Annotated in this window: 18 protein-coding genes; 8 read left to right on the top strand and 10 right to left on the bottom strand. The window is 33.1% G+C overall.

The genetic code is table 11. The features are described 5' to 3' along the window. Positions 1-261: 261 nt before the first annotated feature. The 3 genes from ACTYA4_RS03945 to ACTYA4_RS03935 form a co-directional block, all read right to left on the bottom strand. Positions 262-969, bottom strand: a complete 708-nt coding sequence (locus ACTYA4_RS03945) for a hypothetical protein (RefSeq protein ID WP_443480299.1) — start codon at positions 967-969, stop codon at positions 262-264. Positions 970-1148: 179 nt separating this feature from the next. Beyond that, a complete protein-coding gene (locus tag ACTYA4_RS03940; RefSeq protein ID WP_443480298.1) occupies positions 1149-1577 on the bottom strand; it encodes a VOC family protein in 429 nt (142 codons plus the stop codon). A gap of 539 nt (positions 1578-2116) precedes the next feature. After that, positions 2117-3658: a glycoside hydrolase family 68 protein gene (locus tag ACTYA4_RS03935; RefSeq protein WP_443480297.1), complete on the bottom strand. Its 1542-nt coding sequence runs from the start codon at positions 3656-3658 to the stop codon at positions 2117-2119. A 915-nt stretch (positions 3659-4573) separates the two neighbouring features. Here ACTYA4_RS03935 and ACTYA4_RS03930 point away from each other — a divergent pair. From ACTYA4_RS03930 to arsC, 6 genes are all read left to right on the top strand, one after another. Continuing rightward, the gene (locus tag ACTYA4_RS03930; protein WP_443480296.1) at positions 4574-6241 is read left to right on the top strand and encodes a ribonuclease J; all 1668 of its coding nucleotides are present in this window, start codon (positions 4574-4576) and stop codon (positions 6239-6241) included. Between the two features lie 213 nt (positions 6242-6454). Beyond that, positions 6455-7108, top strand: a complete 654-nt coding sequence (locus ACTYA4_RS03925; protein WP_443480295.1) for an MtnX-like HAD-IB family phosphatase — start codon at positions 6455-6457, stop codon at positions 7106-7108. After that, positions 7105-8160 (top strand): iron-containing alcohol dehydrogenase family protein, encoded by a 1056-nt coding sequence (locus ACTYA4_RS03920; RefSeq protein WP_443480294.1) that lies wholly within the window; start codon positions 7105-7107, stop codon positions 8158-8160. The genes ACTYA4_RS03925 and ACTYA4_RS03920 overlap by 4 nt, the downstream gene beginning before the upstream one ends. Before the next feature lie 393 nt (positions 8161-8553). Further along, positions 8554-8898: an ArsR/SmtB family transcription factor gene (locus ACTYA4_RS03915; protein WP_443480293.1), complete on the top strand. Its 345-nt coding sequence runs from the start codon at positions 8554-8556 to the stop codon at positions 8896-8898. A 16-nt stretch (positions 8899-8914) separates the two neighbouring features. After that, a complete protein-coding gene (locus tag ACTYA4_RS03910; RefSeq protein WP_443480292.1) occupies positions 8915-10213 on the top strand; it encodes an arsenic transporter in 1299 nt (432 codons plus the stop codon). 21 nt (positions 10214-10234) lie between these two features. Further along, entirely contained in the window at positions 10235-10654 is a 420-nt protein-coding gene (gene arsC, locus ACTYA4_RS03905) for an arsenate reductase (thioredoxin) (RefSeq protein ID WP_443480291.1), read from the top strand. A 179-nt stretch (positions 10655-10833) separates the two neighbouring features. Here arsC and ACTYA4_RS03900 read toward each other — a convergent pair whose 3' ends face one another. From ACTYA4_RS03900 to ACTYA4_RS03880, 5 genes are all read right to left on the bottom strand, one after another. Further along, positions 10834-11328: a GNAT family N-acetyltransferase gene (locus tag ACTYA4_RS03900; RefSeq protein ID WP_443480290.1), complete on the bottom strand. Its 495-nt coding sequence runs from the start codon at positions 11326-11328 to the stop codon at positions 10834-10836. Continuing rightward, positions 11312-11464, bottom strand: a complete 153-nt coding sequence (locus ACTYA4_RS03895; RefSeq protein ID WP_443480289.1) for a hypothetical protein — start codon at positions 11462-11464, stop codon at positions 11312-11314. The genes ACTYA4_RS03900 and ACTYA4_RS03895 overlap by 17 nt, the downstream gene beginning before the upstream one ends. 11 nt (positions 11465-11475) lie before the next feature. Then, complete coding sequence (locus ACTYA4_RS03890; protein ID WP_443480436.1) at positions 11476-12312, bottom strand: permease; 837 nt, start codon at positions 12310-12312, stop codon at positions 11476-11478. Positions 12313-12410: 98 nt separating this feature from the next. Next, positions 12411-12857, bottom strand: coding sequence for a MarR family winged helix-turn-helix transcriptional regulator (locus ACTYA4_RS03885; protein WP_443480288.1), 447 nt, complete (start codon positions 12855-12857; stop codon positions 12411-12413). A 22-nt stretch (positions 12858-12879) separates the two neighbouring features. After that, positions 12880-13083 (bottom strand): hypothetical protein, encoded by a 204-nt coding sequence (locus ACTYA4_RS03880; protein WP_443480435.1) that lies wholly within the window; start codon positions 13081-13083, stop codon positions 12880-12882. Between the two features lie 309 nt (positions 13084-13392). Between ACTYA4_RS03880 and ACTYA4_RS03875 the strand changes: the two genes are divergently transcribed. Continuing rightward, positions 13393-13887, top strand: a complete 495-nt coding sequence (locus tag ACTYA4_RS03875; protein ID WP_443480287.1) for a hypothetical protein — start codon at positions 13393-13395, stop codon at positions 13885-13887. A gap of 181 nt (positions 13888-14068) precedes the next feature. Here ACTYA4_RS03875 and ACTYA4_RS03870 read toward each other — a convergent pair whose 3' ends face one another. Next, positions 14069-14692 carry a nitroreductase family protein gene (locus ACTYA4_RS03870; protein ID WP_443480286.1) on the bottom strand — a complete coding sequence of 208 codons (624 nt, stop codon included), beginning with the start codon at positions 14690-14692 and terminating at the stop codon, positions 14069-14071. Between the two features lie 123 nt (positions 14693-14815). On the opposite strand from ACTYA4_RS03870, the gene ACTYA4_RS03865 reads away from it, so the two are divergent. Beyond that, positions 14816-15166: a winged helix-turn-helix transcriptional regulator gene (locus tag ACTYA4_RS03865; RefSeq protein ID WP_443480285.1), complete on the top strand. Its 351-nt coding sequence runs from the start codon at positions 14816-14818 to the stop codon at positions 15164-15166. A gap of 177 nt (positions 15167-15343) precedes the next feature. Here the strand turns inward: ACTYA4_RS03865 and ACTYA4_RS03860 are convergent, their stop codons facing one another. Next, positions 15344-15589, bottom strand: coding sequence for a HesB/YadR/YfhF family protein (locus ACTYA4_RS03860; protein ID WP_443480284.1), 246 nt, complete (start codon positions 15587-15589; stop codon positions 15344-15346). Between the last annotated feature and the right edge of the window lie 82 nt (positions 15590-15671).

Genomic DNA, 15671 nt, shown 5'->3' with positions numbered 1-15671 from the left:
GGCGAGCGTCGAGCCTCCTCGTCGCATACGCTCCTGTGGGGTCTCGTCTTTCTCGCATTCCCACAGGAGTCTACGTGTATTCAGTCTGCTGAGTATTTCTTCTCCCACTTTTTTTACTTGAAAAACAACAAACTTTGAGCAAACAGCCTTAGACAAAGAAGTAATTGAAGTACAAGTATTTCAGTCTTTATTGTTAAATTGGGTACTGTAGCTTATATTACATCGTTGTCATAGGACCATTTAACGTCAAGTAATAATGTATTAATTAGCTCGGATAAACAAACTGATGTCTTTTGATAAAATGGATGTGTCCCAGGGATGCCAAAAGTATGTTTTTCCGTCAAATTGTAGGTTGAAATGATATGCAATTGGTTCATCCATATAAAAAATCATTTCATAATAAGTGGGGTCTTTCTCCGACGTATCAGGTTGAAAATTCGGGCTATTTTTACTATGCTTTAATATTTTTAGGAAGGTATTGATTTCTTTTTGGCTATTCAATTTATTCACAAGTTTTGTACCGTCTGGCGTATTCATTTGATAAATTTCCACTTTAGTTACTTTTTCGGTGGGCATATCTTTATAATGCCATTTATATTTACTATCTTCAGTTGAATAGTAAACTTGATAGCCGTTTATTGTATTTAGAGATTCAACGGCAATTAAATTTGAGTGACCCTTTAAAGAAAAGATAGTCGTACCTTTTTCGTAAAATGCCGCATCTCCGTCTTTTATTTTGTAATGAGGGTTTGTGACATTATCAGCGACTTTAAATTTAACAGTTCCGATTTTTTTACCAATTAACTTTTTATCAGCTAAAACGCCAGTATATACTCCATCATATGTTTTTCCATCCCATTTAATAAAATCAACCCAATCGATTTCGATTTCGGAATGACCATCAAATGGTGTTGATCTACAACCTGTTAAAATGATGATAAGTAAAATAAATAGACTCCATTTTTTCATAAACATCGCCCCTTTTTACGTTAGACGAAAATTTAGTGCCATTCGTTCCATATCATTTATCTAAATATAGGTTGTTTTATATGTATTTCTTCATTTGTTGTAAATAGTATTAGAAATCAAAAAAAGGATATAGAATCCTTCTTCAGAAGAGAGTTCCATATCCCTTTATATTAAGAGAATTACATGTTCATTTCTCCACTATCATGGTTGAATTGCCAATGAATTCCGAACTTATCTGTTACTTGTCCGTAAAGTTTACTCCAAAATGTTTCTTGAAGGTCCATGCCTACCGTGCCGCCTTCTTTTAGTTTATTAAAAAGAGAGATCATTTCTTCCATATTACTATTTACAACTGCAAGGGTGATGTTGTTTCCTTCAATAAAAGGCATTCCAGGGAAGACATCTGAAAACATAACAGGGCTTCCATCAATGATAAGCATTGTGTGCATGACTAAATTTTTTGCTTCATCTGGTAGAGGGTAGTCTGGATGAGGTGGTGTTTCTCCAAAGGTCATAATTTGTGTCATTTCTGTTCCAAAAACCTCTGCGTAAAACTCTACTGCTTCTCGACAGTTCCCATTAAAATTAATATAAGCATTAACAGACATTTGTTTCACCTCTAAGTAAGATTTTGTCAAACATTGTAAACCACGTACACATCTATTCTACCATGTATATATACATAATGAAAATTTCAGCTAGAACACTGAATGAAAAATTAGTAGAAATTCTACGCTATTTATAAAAAAATCGGGTTTATCCTACTATTGAAAAATTGCTGAAAATTGGCAGGGAATATAAGGGTTGTATTGTTATCTTCTACTATCATCTTAAGATCTAACCAATAAAGCGTTATGAGCACCTCATTTTTCAAAATATACCCTCTTGTTGGATGAATAGCATTGATAGTTTGTGGATTAATTGAGGGATCTTTTATACAAAAGTGGCCCGATTAAAGTGATGATTCTTGAGTTTATAAATTCTGTTTATTGCTTAGTTGTAGGTGTGATTATGTGACATATCTGAAAAAAAGAAAATGCCGATATAATTTGGCATTTTCTTTTTTAGATATTATAGGATACTTTTAGTATCCTATAATATGTTAATACACTATTTTTGCTTATATGAAGTAAGCGAAAACTCTTTGTTATCTAGTATTTTCAGTTGTTAATTGACCTTGTTCAAGGATGCTGTCTTTTACGACAGAAGTTTTTGAACCTTTAATTTTCATTAAGAAACTTGGTGCAAAAGTAGATTTATGATCTTCAAAGTAACCTCTGTTTGTCATGTAGCTTGAGACTACCACTTTATTACCTTTAACTTGTGGTATTGCAAAGTGAGCGTAAGTCCAAGTAATGTCATATGGGTTAAGATCTTGATGCAATACAAGTCCTGTTCCGTTTAATGGTTTGAATGGTCCAGTGATTGAATCTGCTACATATCCTAACATGTAAATGTCTTCTTTATCAATTCCGTCAATGAACATTTTAGATCCTCTTGAACTAGTAAACAAATACCATTTTCCATTCATTTCAAATAAGTTAGCTCTTTCAATTTCATCTGTTACTGTATTGGATGCAATTAATGGCTTCATCACTTTTTTCAACGTATAGTTATCATTTAATTCAATGATACCAAGTGCACCATTTGCTAAAGAAGAGTAATATTTACTCGGACTTTGAAGCAATCTAGCTTTTTCTCGTTGGAAGAATTTGTTGTTCGCAGCATAGAAAGCTTTTTCCAATAATTTATTATTTCCGCCATCGAAAGATTTGTTGAAGAATTTATTATTTCCGCCATAGAAAGCTCTATTATAGAAAGATTCTTTTCCTTGATAGCCAGTTTCTGTTCCTGTATTTGCCTCAAATACAAGGTATTTATGTCCTTGTTCATCTTCTACATAATGAGGATCTCTTAATGTGTGGTTATCATCAAAGTTTCTGTTACCAAATGCTTGGTCAACAGTTTGATAATTCTTACCGTCTCCATCAAAGATTGATTTAAAATCATTCACGCCATCTACTTTAAGTGTACTATTGTTTGGTTGAGATACATTAACTTGAGCTGTTGTTAATGTTTGTTTACCAAACATTCCTTTTGATTCATCCCAGTATTGGCGATTTGTATAGAATAAGCGAATTTTTCCATTAGAAGTTAAAGTCGCAGATCCAGACCATTCTTCTGCTTGAGTGTGTAGAATAGGATCATTTGTATTATATTTATCACTGTCCTTAAATACTCTTCCAGCACATTTCCAACTGTCAATAGAATCTTCGCCTACTTTTTTATAGAACAAGTAAATAAATGTGTCCCATGGTCTTTTTGGGTCTCCAGCTAAACCAAATACGATTTCATAGCCTTTGTAATTTGCTACTGTTCCATCTGCGTTTTGCAGCGGCCATGAATCCCAAACATCCAAATTAATAAGGTTTCCAAACTCATCATAACCTTTTGCAGATTTAATGTTTTTAATAGAGGATGCATCGAATTGAGGCACCTTAAATTGCTCGTCTGTTTGTTGCAGAGGAATTTGCAACGCATCATAACGTGTAATGTGGGAAAAGCCATAATCTTTTATGTAATCCATACTGTCTTTTCCTTTTGCAGAAGCTAGCGATCCTCCTCCCGCAAGTAATGCTGTCGTTAAGGTTAGTACTGTTGCTCTTTTGGCAATGTTTTTAATTTTCATAAACTTCCCCTCTTCTTTTAACCTATGTATCTAAAAAGTTAGATTGATATATCATATTGTTTTCTCACTTTTTAGACCAAGAAACTGCCTCTCTATTATTTATTTAGATATTTTTGTATTGCTAAACTAATAAAGTTCATAAAGTATATGCACAATGTGCAAGTTTATATATGAATTTCTATAATTTAAGCATCTATGTAGTTGAGAGAAATTTCTAAATAGAATAACAAGATTTAGTTTCAACACAAGATTACTCTGATAAGGAGGTGTGGTCAATTCGACCAAATGTAACAAATTTCAAAACGTATTTATTGCTTGGTAAAAAATAACTAGGATAAAACTAACAATTTTTCCTGATTTTAAAGCAAGCAGAACACAAAATTTTTATCATCTTTTTCGATTCTTTTCTTTTATGAGAGAATGTATTATTTTTTCTCTAATCACTATCTATTAGTCTTTTATGAATAAGAAATCCATGCATAATATACATGTTCAAAGCCTATGAATATTAACTTTTTCACGTTCTATCTCTATTTTTTATTTCAAAAAGGAATAGAGTAGCGGGACAGATAAATACATCATTTTTTTCATTCATATGGAATGAAAGTAACTATTTCTTAATTTTTTATATTTTTTAGATGTAAAATAATGTTAAATGTTACTGACAATAGAAGGGGATGGGCTTTAGTATAAATCGGTACTTTTATCATAAAAAAATTTCTTTATATCCCCTTAGATAGAAATATTTGGTCATAAAATGATAAAAATAATGAATTGATAATATAAAAAGCCCTGTATATTGTTTAAACACAGTAAAAAAATCGTGTATTTTTAGTGTCTAGTAGATGGAATCGACAAATAAAGAATATCAAATGGGGGATACTAATAATATCGAGGAATTGGGAGGAAAAAATCATGACTACAGAAAAATTATCGATATTTGCTTTAGGTGGCATAAATGAAATTGGAAAAAACATGTATGTTATTCAATATGAAGACGATATTGTCATTATTGACTGTGGAGGAAAATTTCCCGATGAGAGTTTATTAGGCATTGATTTAATTATCCCTGATATTAGTTACTTAGAAGAAAATAAGGATAATATTCGGGCATTGCTTGTTACACATGGTCATGAAGATCATATTGGCGGAATTCCCTACTTATTAAGAAAACTAAATATACCTGTTTATGCTACACGCTTTACATTAGGGGTAATTGAATTAAAATTAGACGAACATAGGCTAAAAAGAGATGCGAAGCTAGTTCAGATTGATTCGAATTCAGAACTTGATTTTGGAAAAATAAAAGCATCCTTTTTTAAAACTAGCCATAGTATTCCTGATTGTCTAGGCATGGTTTTTCATACTCCAGAAGGAAATGTTGTTCATACAGGTGATTTTAAATTTGATTTAACCCCAATGAATAATCAATATGCTGATATTCATAAAATGGCCGAGATTGGCAAACAAGGTGTTTTGCTTCTAATATCTGAAAGTACAAATGCAGAACGAACTGGCTTAACTCCATCGGAAAAAATGGTAGAAGGCCATATGTATGAAGCTTTTACGAAAGCAGCCGGGAAAATTTTTGTTTCTACTTTTGCTTCCAATGTGAACCGTGTTCAGCAAGTAGTTCAAGCTGCCATCAAAACGAATCGAAAGCTTGCGCTGCTTGGACGAAGTATGGTTAATATTGTGTCTGTAGCAATGGAGCGTGGCTACTTATCCATTCCTGATGGGATGCTGATTGAGGCAAATGAAGTAGATAAACTCCCCTCTGAAAAAGTAGTTATCCTGTGTACAGGAAGTCAGGGAGAACCAAATGCTGCTCTTGCCCGACTATCAACTGGAAACTATCGGGATATTTCTATTTATCCTGGCGACACGGTTATTTTAGCTGCATCTCCAATACCCGGAAATGAACGGGATGTTTCTCGAATAATCGACAACTTATTTCAGCTTGGCGCCAATGTTATTTATGGATCCGGCAGTACAACAGGCATGCATGTTACTGGGCATGGCTACCAGGAAGATCTTAAGCTCATGATTACTTTAATGAAGCCAACGTATTTTATTCCCATTCATGGTGAGTTTAGAATGCTTTATCATCACCGGCAGCTGGCTGAATCTGTAGGAGTAAAGGAAGGAAACACCTTTATTATCAAAAATGGGGATGTCGTTGATATTGAAAACAAAATTGCCCGTCAAACAAGGAAGATTCCATCAGGAGATACATATATTGATGGAATCGGGGTTGGTGATGTTGGGGATATTGTCTTAAGAGATCGAAAACAGCTTTCGGAAGATGGAATGTTAGTGATTGTGATAACTATTAGTAAAGAAGAAAGAAAGATCATTTCAGGACCTGACACCATCACTCGTGGGTTTGTATATGCCAGAAATGCAGATGATCTTCTAAGCGAAGTGAACCATCTTGTGACAAGAACGGTTAATGACTTGCAATCCGAGAATATCCGACAATGGAAAGCAATAAAACAAAATATTAAAAAATCAGTAGGACAATATTTATTCACACAAACGAAGAGAAAACCAATGATTTTGCCGATTATTATTGAAATTTAAGACTAAATTGCCTCTCCTAATAGGGGGGCAATTTTTGTGAAATTTATATAAAAATTTTATGAGTTTTTTAGTAGTAATATTAAAAAGCAGTATAATAAAAACATTATATTTTCTTTTTTTAAGGCTTTGAGGTGGATGTATTTTCTCTTTGCTGTCATTATTTTTTAAGAGTTATGAAATATCTTATATGAAAAAGAATGGGGGATATAGTTAATGAAACGTTGGGCATTTGTATCTGATTTTGACGGAACTATTTCAAAAAAAGACTTTTATTGGCTTGTTATTGAGCAATATTATCCAGAAGGGAATGATGTTTATAAAGAATGGAAAAAAGGGAAGGTGAAAGATATTGATTTTTTGCGGACTGTATTTAAAGCGATTCACCAAGACGAAGAACAAATTATTAAAGATGTTCACGGTATTCCAATTGATGAATATGTGCCAGAATTTATTAAGCTTGTACAAAAAAATGGCGGAGATTTTTATATTTTAAGTGCCGGTACGGATTATTATATCAAGCATCTTATTAATAAGTACAAGATTGAAAATGTAAAAATATTCTCAAACGAAGGCGTATTTCGTGAAAGAAATATTCATCTGAATGTTGATGTTAATGACTGGAAGTATTCTGAACGCTATGGCATAGATAAAGCGATAGTCATCAAAAAACTAAAGGAAGAATATAATTTGGTTTATTACGCAGGAGACAGTGAGCCTGATTCACACCCAGCTGTTTTTGCAGATTTAACATTTGCAAAGGATTTTTTAAAAGATTTACTGAAAGAAAAAGGGGTGCCATTTATTGCTTTTGAGGACTTTATGGAAATAGAAAAATATCTAGTAGATAAAGGTTTGATTTTGAAATGATGAATCAAGGAAGAAGTTTTAATGCACCTGCGATATTAGAAATTGGTGAAGGAGTTATTCAGGAATTAGAAGTTCATTTAAAGAAATACGAGTTTATGAAAATTATTCTTTTTTTAGATGATTATACGAACAAACATTTTGCACCAGGCATTTTAGAATCTTTTATTACAGTCAAAATTGAAACGGAAGTTCTTCCTGCTAAAATGGATATTCATGAGCTTATTTCGATAGCGTTTAAAATGAGCAACTATGATGCAATCCTTGCCTTGGGGGGAGGAGCGATTATTGATTTTGGAAAATATATTGCATTTACTAGAAAGATACCGTTCATTAGCATCCCAACATCTGCTTCTAATGATGGCTTTGCAAGCAGCAGTTGTTCCCTGCAAGTAAATAATAAAAAAACAACAGTTCCTACGAAAATTCCTTTCGGCATTATAGTAGATTTAGACATTATTCGAACAGCTACAAAACATTTAATTCTTGCTGGAGTTGGGGATTTAATGTCCAATATTACAGCATTATATGACTGGAGCTTTGAAGAAAAACACGGAGTTGCTAATGTAGATGCATTTGCGGCCATGCTTAGTAAAAAAGGAGTAAACAGCTTTGTACGAACCCCAATGTCAGATGTGGAACAACCTATATTTCTAAAAGAATTAGTAAGCTCTATGACAATGGGAGGAATTGCGACCGAAATTAGCGGGACGAGCGCACCGATTAGTGGATCAGAGCATCTTATTTCTCATGCATTAGACAAGATTTCAAAAAAACCACAAATGCATGGTGTACAAGTAGGGATTTCCACCTATTTAATGGCTCTAGTACAGGAGCATCGATATGAAAGGGTGGGAAAGGTTTTTCAAAGAACCGGCTTTTTCGATTATGTAAAAAAATTAGGTTTAGATAAAGAAGAATATAAGCAGGCCATTGACTTATCTCCTGAAATAAAGCCTAACCGCTATACATATCTTCATGAAAAATCATACCGTGATATAGCGAAGAAGCTGCTTGATGAAGATCCAATTTTAAGAGAAATATTTGAAAAATAAATGAATACAAAAGAAATTAGGCAGTTTTTGTTCAACATATATCGAGCAAAAACTGCCTAACTATATAAGTTCTTCCTTCGTAGTAATCAACTATTAATGTTTTCTGTATATTGAAGGGTGATTATGTTTAGGTTACATTTAACCATCTATTTACTATGAGAAGCTACTTTTCAGATAGGTAATAAACTAAAGGTTTATTATCGATTTTTAATTTACAATAACTTATCAAAAAATCCATTGTAATTACTATATAATCAAATTAATATATAAGTAAGTTTTTATATAATAAAATAATCATAAGGAGGAGTTCTAGAAAATAAACGGTAATTTAAGTTTATTATATAAGCACATTATTATGTAATGATATTTATTTGGGTATTGGGAGGTGTTGTTTTGAAAGTATCAACTGTTGAAATCGAAAAAGCTGCGACAATCTTAAAGCTATTAGGGGATAAAACCCGTTTAACAATGGTGAAGATTTTAGAGTTGCATGACTGTTGTGTTTGCGAATTTGTGGAAATATTTAAAACGAGTCAGCCTGCTATTAGTCAACACGTACGCAAATTAAAAGATGTTGGAATTGTAAGAGAAACGAGAAGAGGGCAATGGATTATCTATTCATTGAACAAAGAAAGTGAGTATTATCCATTTGTTCAAAACTTGCTTCAACAACTGCCAAATCAAGATTTCAAACTACAAGAATTAGAAGAACAAGGATTACGTATATCGTGTGAGTAAATAGGAGGCTAGTACATTGACTTCGGTAGTTTTAGCATTAGTGATTTTTTTAGTAACACTTATTTTAGTTATATGGCAGCCAAAAGGGTTATCAATCGGCTGGTCAGCCTGCGGGGGAGCCATTCTTGCATTAATCATAGGAGTAGTAGATTTTAAAGATGTAATAGCCGTTACTTCTATCGTATGGAACGCTACATTAGCTTTTATAGCAATTATTATTATTTCTCTTATCTTAGATGAAATTGGTTTCTTTGAGTGGTCAGCCTTACATATGGCGAGAGCTGCACGGGGAAACGGGGTTCGAATGTTTGTCTACGCGGCGATTCTTGGAGCACTGGTAGCTGCCTTTTTCGCAAACGATGGTGCAGCTCTAATTTTAACTCCTATTGTTTTGGCAATGGTCCGAAATTTAAAGTTTAATGAAAAGATGGTATTTCCTTTTATTATTGCGAGCGGTTTTATTGCGGATACGACATCTCTTCCGTTAGTTGTTAGTAATTTAGTTAATATTGTTTCAGCGGACTTTTTTTGGATTAAATTTACTGAGTTTGCTTCAAGAATGATTATTCCAAACCTCTTTTCCTTGATTGCAAGCATTTTGGTTTTATATCTCTTTTTCCGTAAAAGCATACCGAAAAATTATGATCTGTCTCAACTTCAGCAGCCAGTCGAAGCGATTCAAGATAAAAAAATGTTTCGATTATCTTGGCTTGTGCTAGGAATCCTTTTAATTGGATATTTCGCAAGTGAATTAACTGGAATTCCTGTTTCTATTATCGCGGGTGTTGTCGCTATTTTTTTCCTTGCTATGGCTAGAAGAAGCCCAGCTGTTCATACTCGAGCTATCATTAAAGGTGCACCTTGGGCAATTGTCTTTTTTTCAATTGGAATGTATGTGGTAGTTTATGGATTAAGAAATGAAGGATTAACAAATATATTAGCTGATCTTATTCAAATGACCGCCGATCAAGGCTTATTTGCTGCAACGATAGGAATGGGATTCATAGCTGCTATTCTTTCATCCATTATGAATAACATGCCTACTGTTATGATTGACGCACTAGCTATTGCAGATACAACGACAAGTGGTCCAATAAGAGAAGCGCTCATTTATGCTAATGTCATCGGCTCAGATTTAGGTCCTAAAATCACGCCAATCGGTTCCCTTGCAACCTTATTATGGTTGCATGTCTTATCGCAAAAAGGGGTTAAGATATCCTGGGGAACTTATTTTAAAACAGGAATCATTCTAACCATTCCAGTATTGTTTATTACTTTAGTTGGTTTATATATATGGTTGATCACTATTCATTAATTATTAAAGGAGAAATACAACATGACTAAAAAAATAATCTATTTCTTATGTACAGGCAACTCTTGCAGAAGCCAAATGGCAGAAGGCTGGGCAAAAAAATACTTAGGTGGGAAGTGGGAAGTGAAAAGTGCAGGACTTGAAGCACATGGACTAAACCCAAATGCAGTAAAAGCAATGAAAGAAGCAGGAATCGATATTTCGAATCAAACATCTGATGTGATTGATCCAGAAATATTAAATAATGCTGATTTAATTGTAACACTTTGCGGTCACGCAGCAGACAATTGTCCTGTAACTCCCACGCATATCAAACGTGTACACTGGGGCTTTGATGATCCTGCAAAAGCTACAGGGACAGAAGAAGAAAAATGGGCTTTCTTCCAACGTGTTCGTGATGAAATTGGCGACAGAATTGAACGTTTCGCGAAAACTGGTGAGTAGATACTAAATGAAGAGTTGCAAATTTCTATCGGTTAGAAATCAAGCTTAACGATTTAAACTTCGATAAAGAGAACATTCAATGAGTTTGTTGTTAAAAAAGAGGTCTTTTAATTGCGACCTCTTTTTTTATAGAATAAATATAAAAACTAAAAATAGAAACGTCTAAATGAAAAGGACTTTTAAAATTTTTGACTTCTTCTCTCCATGAATAAAACATCTCTCCAAATACCTTTATGTTTTCCTATCTTTTCTCTTATGCCAACTTCCCGAAAACCACAACTTTTGTGAGTATGAATACTCGCTTTGTTTTCAGGAAATATCCCAGACTGTAAGGTCCAGTATCCTTTTTTCTCAGAGTGATCAATTAAAGTTTCTAACAGTTTTTTCCCTAACCCTTTCCCATGATAATCGGGGTGAAGATAAATGCTGACGTCTCCAACTCCCTTATAGACACATCGGCTTGATACCTTGCTTATAGAAGCCCAACCAATGGTTTGAAGTGGATGGGTTTTCATTAGAACAAGGCTACAAGATAGATCACGATTGTTTTTCCAACTTTCCCAGCCAGGTGTAGTGGTCTCGAATGTGGAGTTTCCTGTTTCAATCCCAAGACGATAGATTGTTTCTATTTGTTCCCAATGATCCTTCGTTAATAAATCAATTTGAACGTTCATCGTCATCTTCCTTTTCTTTAAGTTTTTCTACTTTTTGGGAGCAAGATTCATCTTCTTTTTTATCAACTTCTTCAACAATAATATTGTAGCAATCATTTTTCTTGTTTGTTTTGAATAATTTTTGAAATAAACTCAATGATATCCCTCCTAGATAAAGTAAAATAAGAATCCTGAAATCGTCGACATACTGATAACGGAAAGAATAAAGGCAAAGACTAATTTCTTTTTAAAAATGCTGTTGAGCAAGGTTACTTCTGGCAGACTGGCCCCAGCAGAACTAATCATAAGTGCCATAACTGGAGCTAACGCCATTCCTTTTGCTATCATAATCTGGGAGATTGGAATCATCGTTGATAATCGGATATATAGGGGGATTCCTACAATAGCTGCAATAGGAACAAGCCACCAATTATCTCCTCCGAAATATTGAGCAATAAATTCAGTTGGAACAGCTCCGTGGATAATAGATCCAATGGCAGCTCCTATTAGGAGATATGGATACACCGTTTTTATGAGTATTATGGTTTCTGAAAAGGCGTTTTTTAAATTAAATCCTTTTGTTTCTGGTACAAAATTTTTGACTAATACGTTTTTTACTTCTTTTTCAAAACCATGCTTTTCAAGAGTGAATCCAATAATGATGGAAAGTATGGTTGTGATCAGAGTGTAATAAAGAGCTACTTTCCACCCAAGCATTGCAGTCATAATTGTTAAAATCGTTGGATCTAAGACAGGCGATGAAAAAAGAAAGATCATCACAACGCCAAACCGAATTCGATTGTTTAATAGATTTACGACAACAGGTATCGTGGAGCATGAACAAAATGGAGTGACAAATGCGAAAAATACAGCAATTAATGCACTAATGATTGAATGACTCTTCTCCATAAGTAGTTCCATTTTTTCATAAGGAACAAATGCTTGAATGATGTTAATAATAAATGAAATCCCGATAAATAAAGCGGTTAATTCTTTGCAATCCATAGAAAACTCTTGAAAACTTCGAACCACATTGTAAGTCCTCCTTTATTTAGTTGCAAAATGCAAGTTTATGTTTATTTGAAAAGCAAGTAGATACTTGTTTATTGAACAGGTTTACAGCACATTTTACTTTTAGCCATGGATTTATTAAGTAAGATTAAGGAACGAATAACCGTTTCTTTTTCAAAATCAGTCATGTAGGAAAATACTTCATCTAGGTACTGGTTCATTTGCGAATCAATTGATGCAGCGATTATTCTCCCTTGAGTGGTTAAATGGAGTTCATAAACCCTCTTGTCTTGAAGGGACTGTCTTTTCTCCACCAATTCCAATTTAATTAAGGTTTGAATTTGTCTGCTGAAAGTTGTAAGATCAATGCCTAATATTTCTGATACTTCCTGCATGGAGGGGTGATGCCTTTTATCAATTTCGTATAAGATGTGACTCTGAACAAGGGATATTTCAGTAGTTCCTATAGAACAGCAGTTTTTATCTAGCAATCCAAATCCTCTCATTGTTTTCTGTAAAATTTCTCGTAGATTCTCCATTTTAATAACCTCATTTCATACTTTACTTATTATTTACCAATTGTTTGTAGGCAACCTGAAAATTACGTTTTGTTTTTTCTCCCCTAGAACATAATTCTCCTTGGAAGAATTGAGTTATGATATAATATTTTACTTCTTCAATTTCCATTTCAAATGTATTCATGATTAATTGAAAGTAAGAATGAAAATATTCAACCGATAAATTCCCGGAGTTATTAATAATCATGATAATCACTTTCCTTACTCCAAATACTGTTAATTTAATATTATTATATTTTATTATTTGCAAAACGCAAGTATTTTTAATGTTAAAGGAGCTAATTCAATCGAAAAAGCCGATTTTCCTTACAATGATCCTTTTACGATTAAAAACGCCTTAAAAATAAAATCAAGCGTTAATTATTATGGTGAATATTATCAAATGAAAAGGTATGATAAAAAATGAAGAATATAAGGTTACTAAATATTCCTATATATCCATATAGTAGTTTTTTTGGTAACTTTAAAATAAAATACAATAATAAAGGAGAGTTCAATGAAAAAAATTGCAGGGCTTTTAATGGTATTATTATTTACAATTGTATTAGCAGGGTGTGGTGATGAAACTGTTAGTGGAAAGGTAAATGAGAAATTAAAGTATGAAGAAAATGCATTGACAGTAAAAGGAACAAAGATATATAACAAATTATTGTTGGTGGAAAATGGAGAGAATATGGATTTAACCTTTGATGAAGGACATAAAGCTATATTAGTAGATATATCTATGAATACAGGGTCTAATAAAGTAGACCATACTAACTTTGTTATTGAAAGCGAAACAGATAGTGATATAACTCCATATGAGGCATTGCCTTCAGATGTTGAGTACCATAAAAAGCAGAATATAATAAATTTTAATCATTCTAATAAAGGAAAGATAGAAGGGAATCTAGTTTTTTCTTTCAGTGAAAAAGAAATTAAAAATAACAAAAATACTTTAGTAATAACATTAGATGGTGTAGTATTTAAAGTTCCTTTAAACTTAAATTAAAATATATAACAACGAAAGCTGGTTAGGCTCTTTCTTTGGAATTTTAGTTCCATTTCATTTAAACAGAAAAATCCTTTCCTTTTAAGTACAGATCAAGTTAAATCTGCAAACTTTTCAGGCTGATTCAAGGTAAGTTTGTTGACAGCCTGAGAGTTGCAGTGCTTATAAACTTTTAATCAACTTATATCTTATCTTTATAAATCACTTTATCCACATCATGTCTTACCGTTTGATGACCAGCTTTAATCCCTTTCCCAATAGCGATAAGCATAACGTCTAAATACCTTTCCGAAATATTTAAGGCCGCTCTTAGTTGGTTAGAATCATAACCGGACATAGTGATTGTTTCAAAACCTGCTTCATTTGCTAATAAAATTAATGACATGGAAGCGAGACTGACGTCTCTAGTTAATTCAAGCTTTAAATCATCCTTTGATTTAGCTGCATAGTAATTGATTGCAGCATTCGTTAGAAAATCTTTTAATGATTCATCAAAAAAACCTGCTTGAAACTCTTGCTCATGTATTGTAATAATATTATCTTCATTAAAAGCTTGATAATCACCCAGCATAACGATTAAAGTAGAAGCTTCTACAACTTGCTGCTGATTAAAAGCGATAGGCAATAATAATTCTCGTAAAGTTGGATCTTCAATGATTAAGTATCGAGTTGCTTGAATATTATTTCCATTAGGCGACTTGCTTGCACTTTCAATTAAGGATGTTAGAATTTCCGAACTAATTTTATAATTTGGGTCATAATGTCTAACGGAACGTCTTTTTTCTAAAATGTTTTTTACACTCATGATATCCACTCCCAAGGTTTTATTTGTTGCACCTAAAAGTATAGTAGGCAATAATTAATAAGAAAATAACGCACAATAATGTGGTATAACCACTTTTAGGTGCCTATTTAGGAGGAACAGGATATGGTTAGTCATAATACTGGCATCAATATTTTCATGAATATTGTAGGTGGAAAGTGGAAATGTTTAATCCTTTATTTCTTGAGTCAAAAATCAATCAGGACAAAAGAATTTTATGAATTAATACCGGGAATTACCCAAAAAGTCTTAACAGATCAACTAAAGCAGTTGGAAAGAGATGGTCTTGTCCGAAGAGAGGTATTTAACGAAGTGCCGCCAAAAGTAGAATACAGTTTAACGGAGTTAGGCAAATCATTCGTACCAGTCTTAAACACAATGTGTCAGTGGGGTAATGAATATGCGGTTGTGAGGGACATTGATAGAGATAAACAGATTTGTTGTCAGCATAAATAAATATACTCTTCCTAGAGTTAACTCTTTGCAAAAAGTGTCTATTCTATAAGCTTTTTAAGAAACTTATAGAACAGGCACTTTTTTTGTATGCCGCTTCCTTTTTTAGAAAAAACGACAATCATTTCATATCTTGCATTTCAAAAAATATATCGTCATGTATAGGGTCATATTTAATATCTAATGATTTTTCTTGAAAAATGGCATCATCGGAAATCTCAATATAAAAAGGATGCCGTCTTTCTTAAAATGTGTAACAAGAAGGTTGGGCACTTCTACAAGAAATTTTAACGAAAAACCGGGGTAATAGGATCTGTTTATTGCTTCTTCTTCATAGCTGATCATTAAACGGACAGTTTCGCCTTTTTTCAATTCAGCCACTTCCTTAAACCATTGTACTGCATTTTCTTCAATCTTTAAATTCAAGCTAATCTCTTCCAACAACTATAGATACTTTTTAGTTCCTATACTACTAAAAAGTACGTACTTTTCTTTTTGTTTTGTATGC

It is taken from the genome of Niallia yueguangensis (assembly GCF_052663115.1).
Note: the sequence above shows the minus strand (reverse complement) of the source record. Positions and strands in the feature narration are given on the sequence as shown.

What these genes read in the sequence shown, in the direction of transcription:
- ACTYA4_RS03945 (WP_443480299.1), bottom strand. Translation starts at nt 969, where the DNA reads ATGAAAAAATGGAGTCTATTTATTTTACTTATCATCATTTTAACAGGT.
- ACTYA4_RS03940 (WP_443480298.1), bottom strand. Translation starts at nt 1,577, where the DNA reads ATGTCTGTTAATGCTTATATTAATTTTAATGGGAACTGTCGAGAAGCA.
- ACTYA4_RS03935 (WP_443480297.1), bottom strand. Translation starts at nt 3,658, where the DNA reads ATGAAAATTAAAAACATTGCCAAAAGAGCAACAGTACTAACCTTAACG.
- ACTYA4_RS03930 (WP_443480296.1), top strand. Translation starts at nt 4,574, where the DNA reads ATGACTACAGAAAAATTATCGATATTTGCTTTAGGTGGCATAAATGAA.
- ACTYA4_RS03925 (WP_443480295.1), top strand. Translation starts at nt 6,455, where the DNA reads ATGAAACGTTGGGCATTTGTATCTGATTTTGACGGAACTATTTCAAAA.
- ACTYA4_RS03920 (WP_443480294.1), top strand. Translation starts at nt 7,105, where the DNA reads ATGATGAATCAAGGAAGAAGTTTTAATGCACCTGCGATATTAGAAATT.
- arsC (WP_443480291.1), top strand. Translation starts at nt 10,235, where the DNA reads ATGACTAAAAAAATAATCTATTTCTTATGTACAGGCAACTCTTGCAGA.
- ACTYA4_RS03900 (WP_443480290.1), bottom strand. Translation starts at nt 11,328, where the DNA reads ATGAACGTTCAAATTGATTTATTAACGAAGGATCATTGGGAACAAATA.
- ACTYA4_RS03890 (WP_443480436.1), bottom strand. Translation starts at nt 12,312, where the DNA reads ATGGATTGCAAAGAATTAACCGCTTTATTTATCGGGATTTCATTTATT.
- ACTYA4_RS03885 (WP_443480288.1), bottom strand. Translation starts at nt 12,857, where the DNA reads ATGGAGAATCTACGAGAAATTTTACAGAAAACAATGAGAGGATTTGGA.
- ACTYA4_RS03880 (WP_443480435.1), bottom strand. Translation starts at nt 13,083, where the DNA reads ATGATTATTAATAACTCCGGGAATTTATCGGTTGAATATTTTCATTCT.
- ACTYA4_RS03875 (WP_443480287.1), top strand. Translation starts at nt 13,393, where the DNA reads ATGAAAAAAATTGCAGGGCTTTTAATGGTATTATTATTTACAATTGTA.
- ACTYA4_RS03870 (WP_443480286.1), bottom strand. Translation starts at nt 14,692, where the DNA reads ATGAGTGTAAAAAACATTTTAGAAAAAAGACGTTCCGTTAGACATTAT.
- ACTYA4_RS03865 (WP_443480285.1), top strand. Translation starts at nt 14,816, where the DNA reads ATGGTTAGTCATAATACTGGCATCAATATTTTCATGAATATTGTAGGT.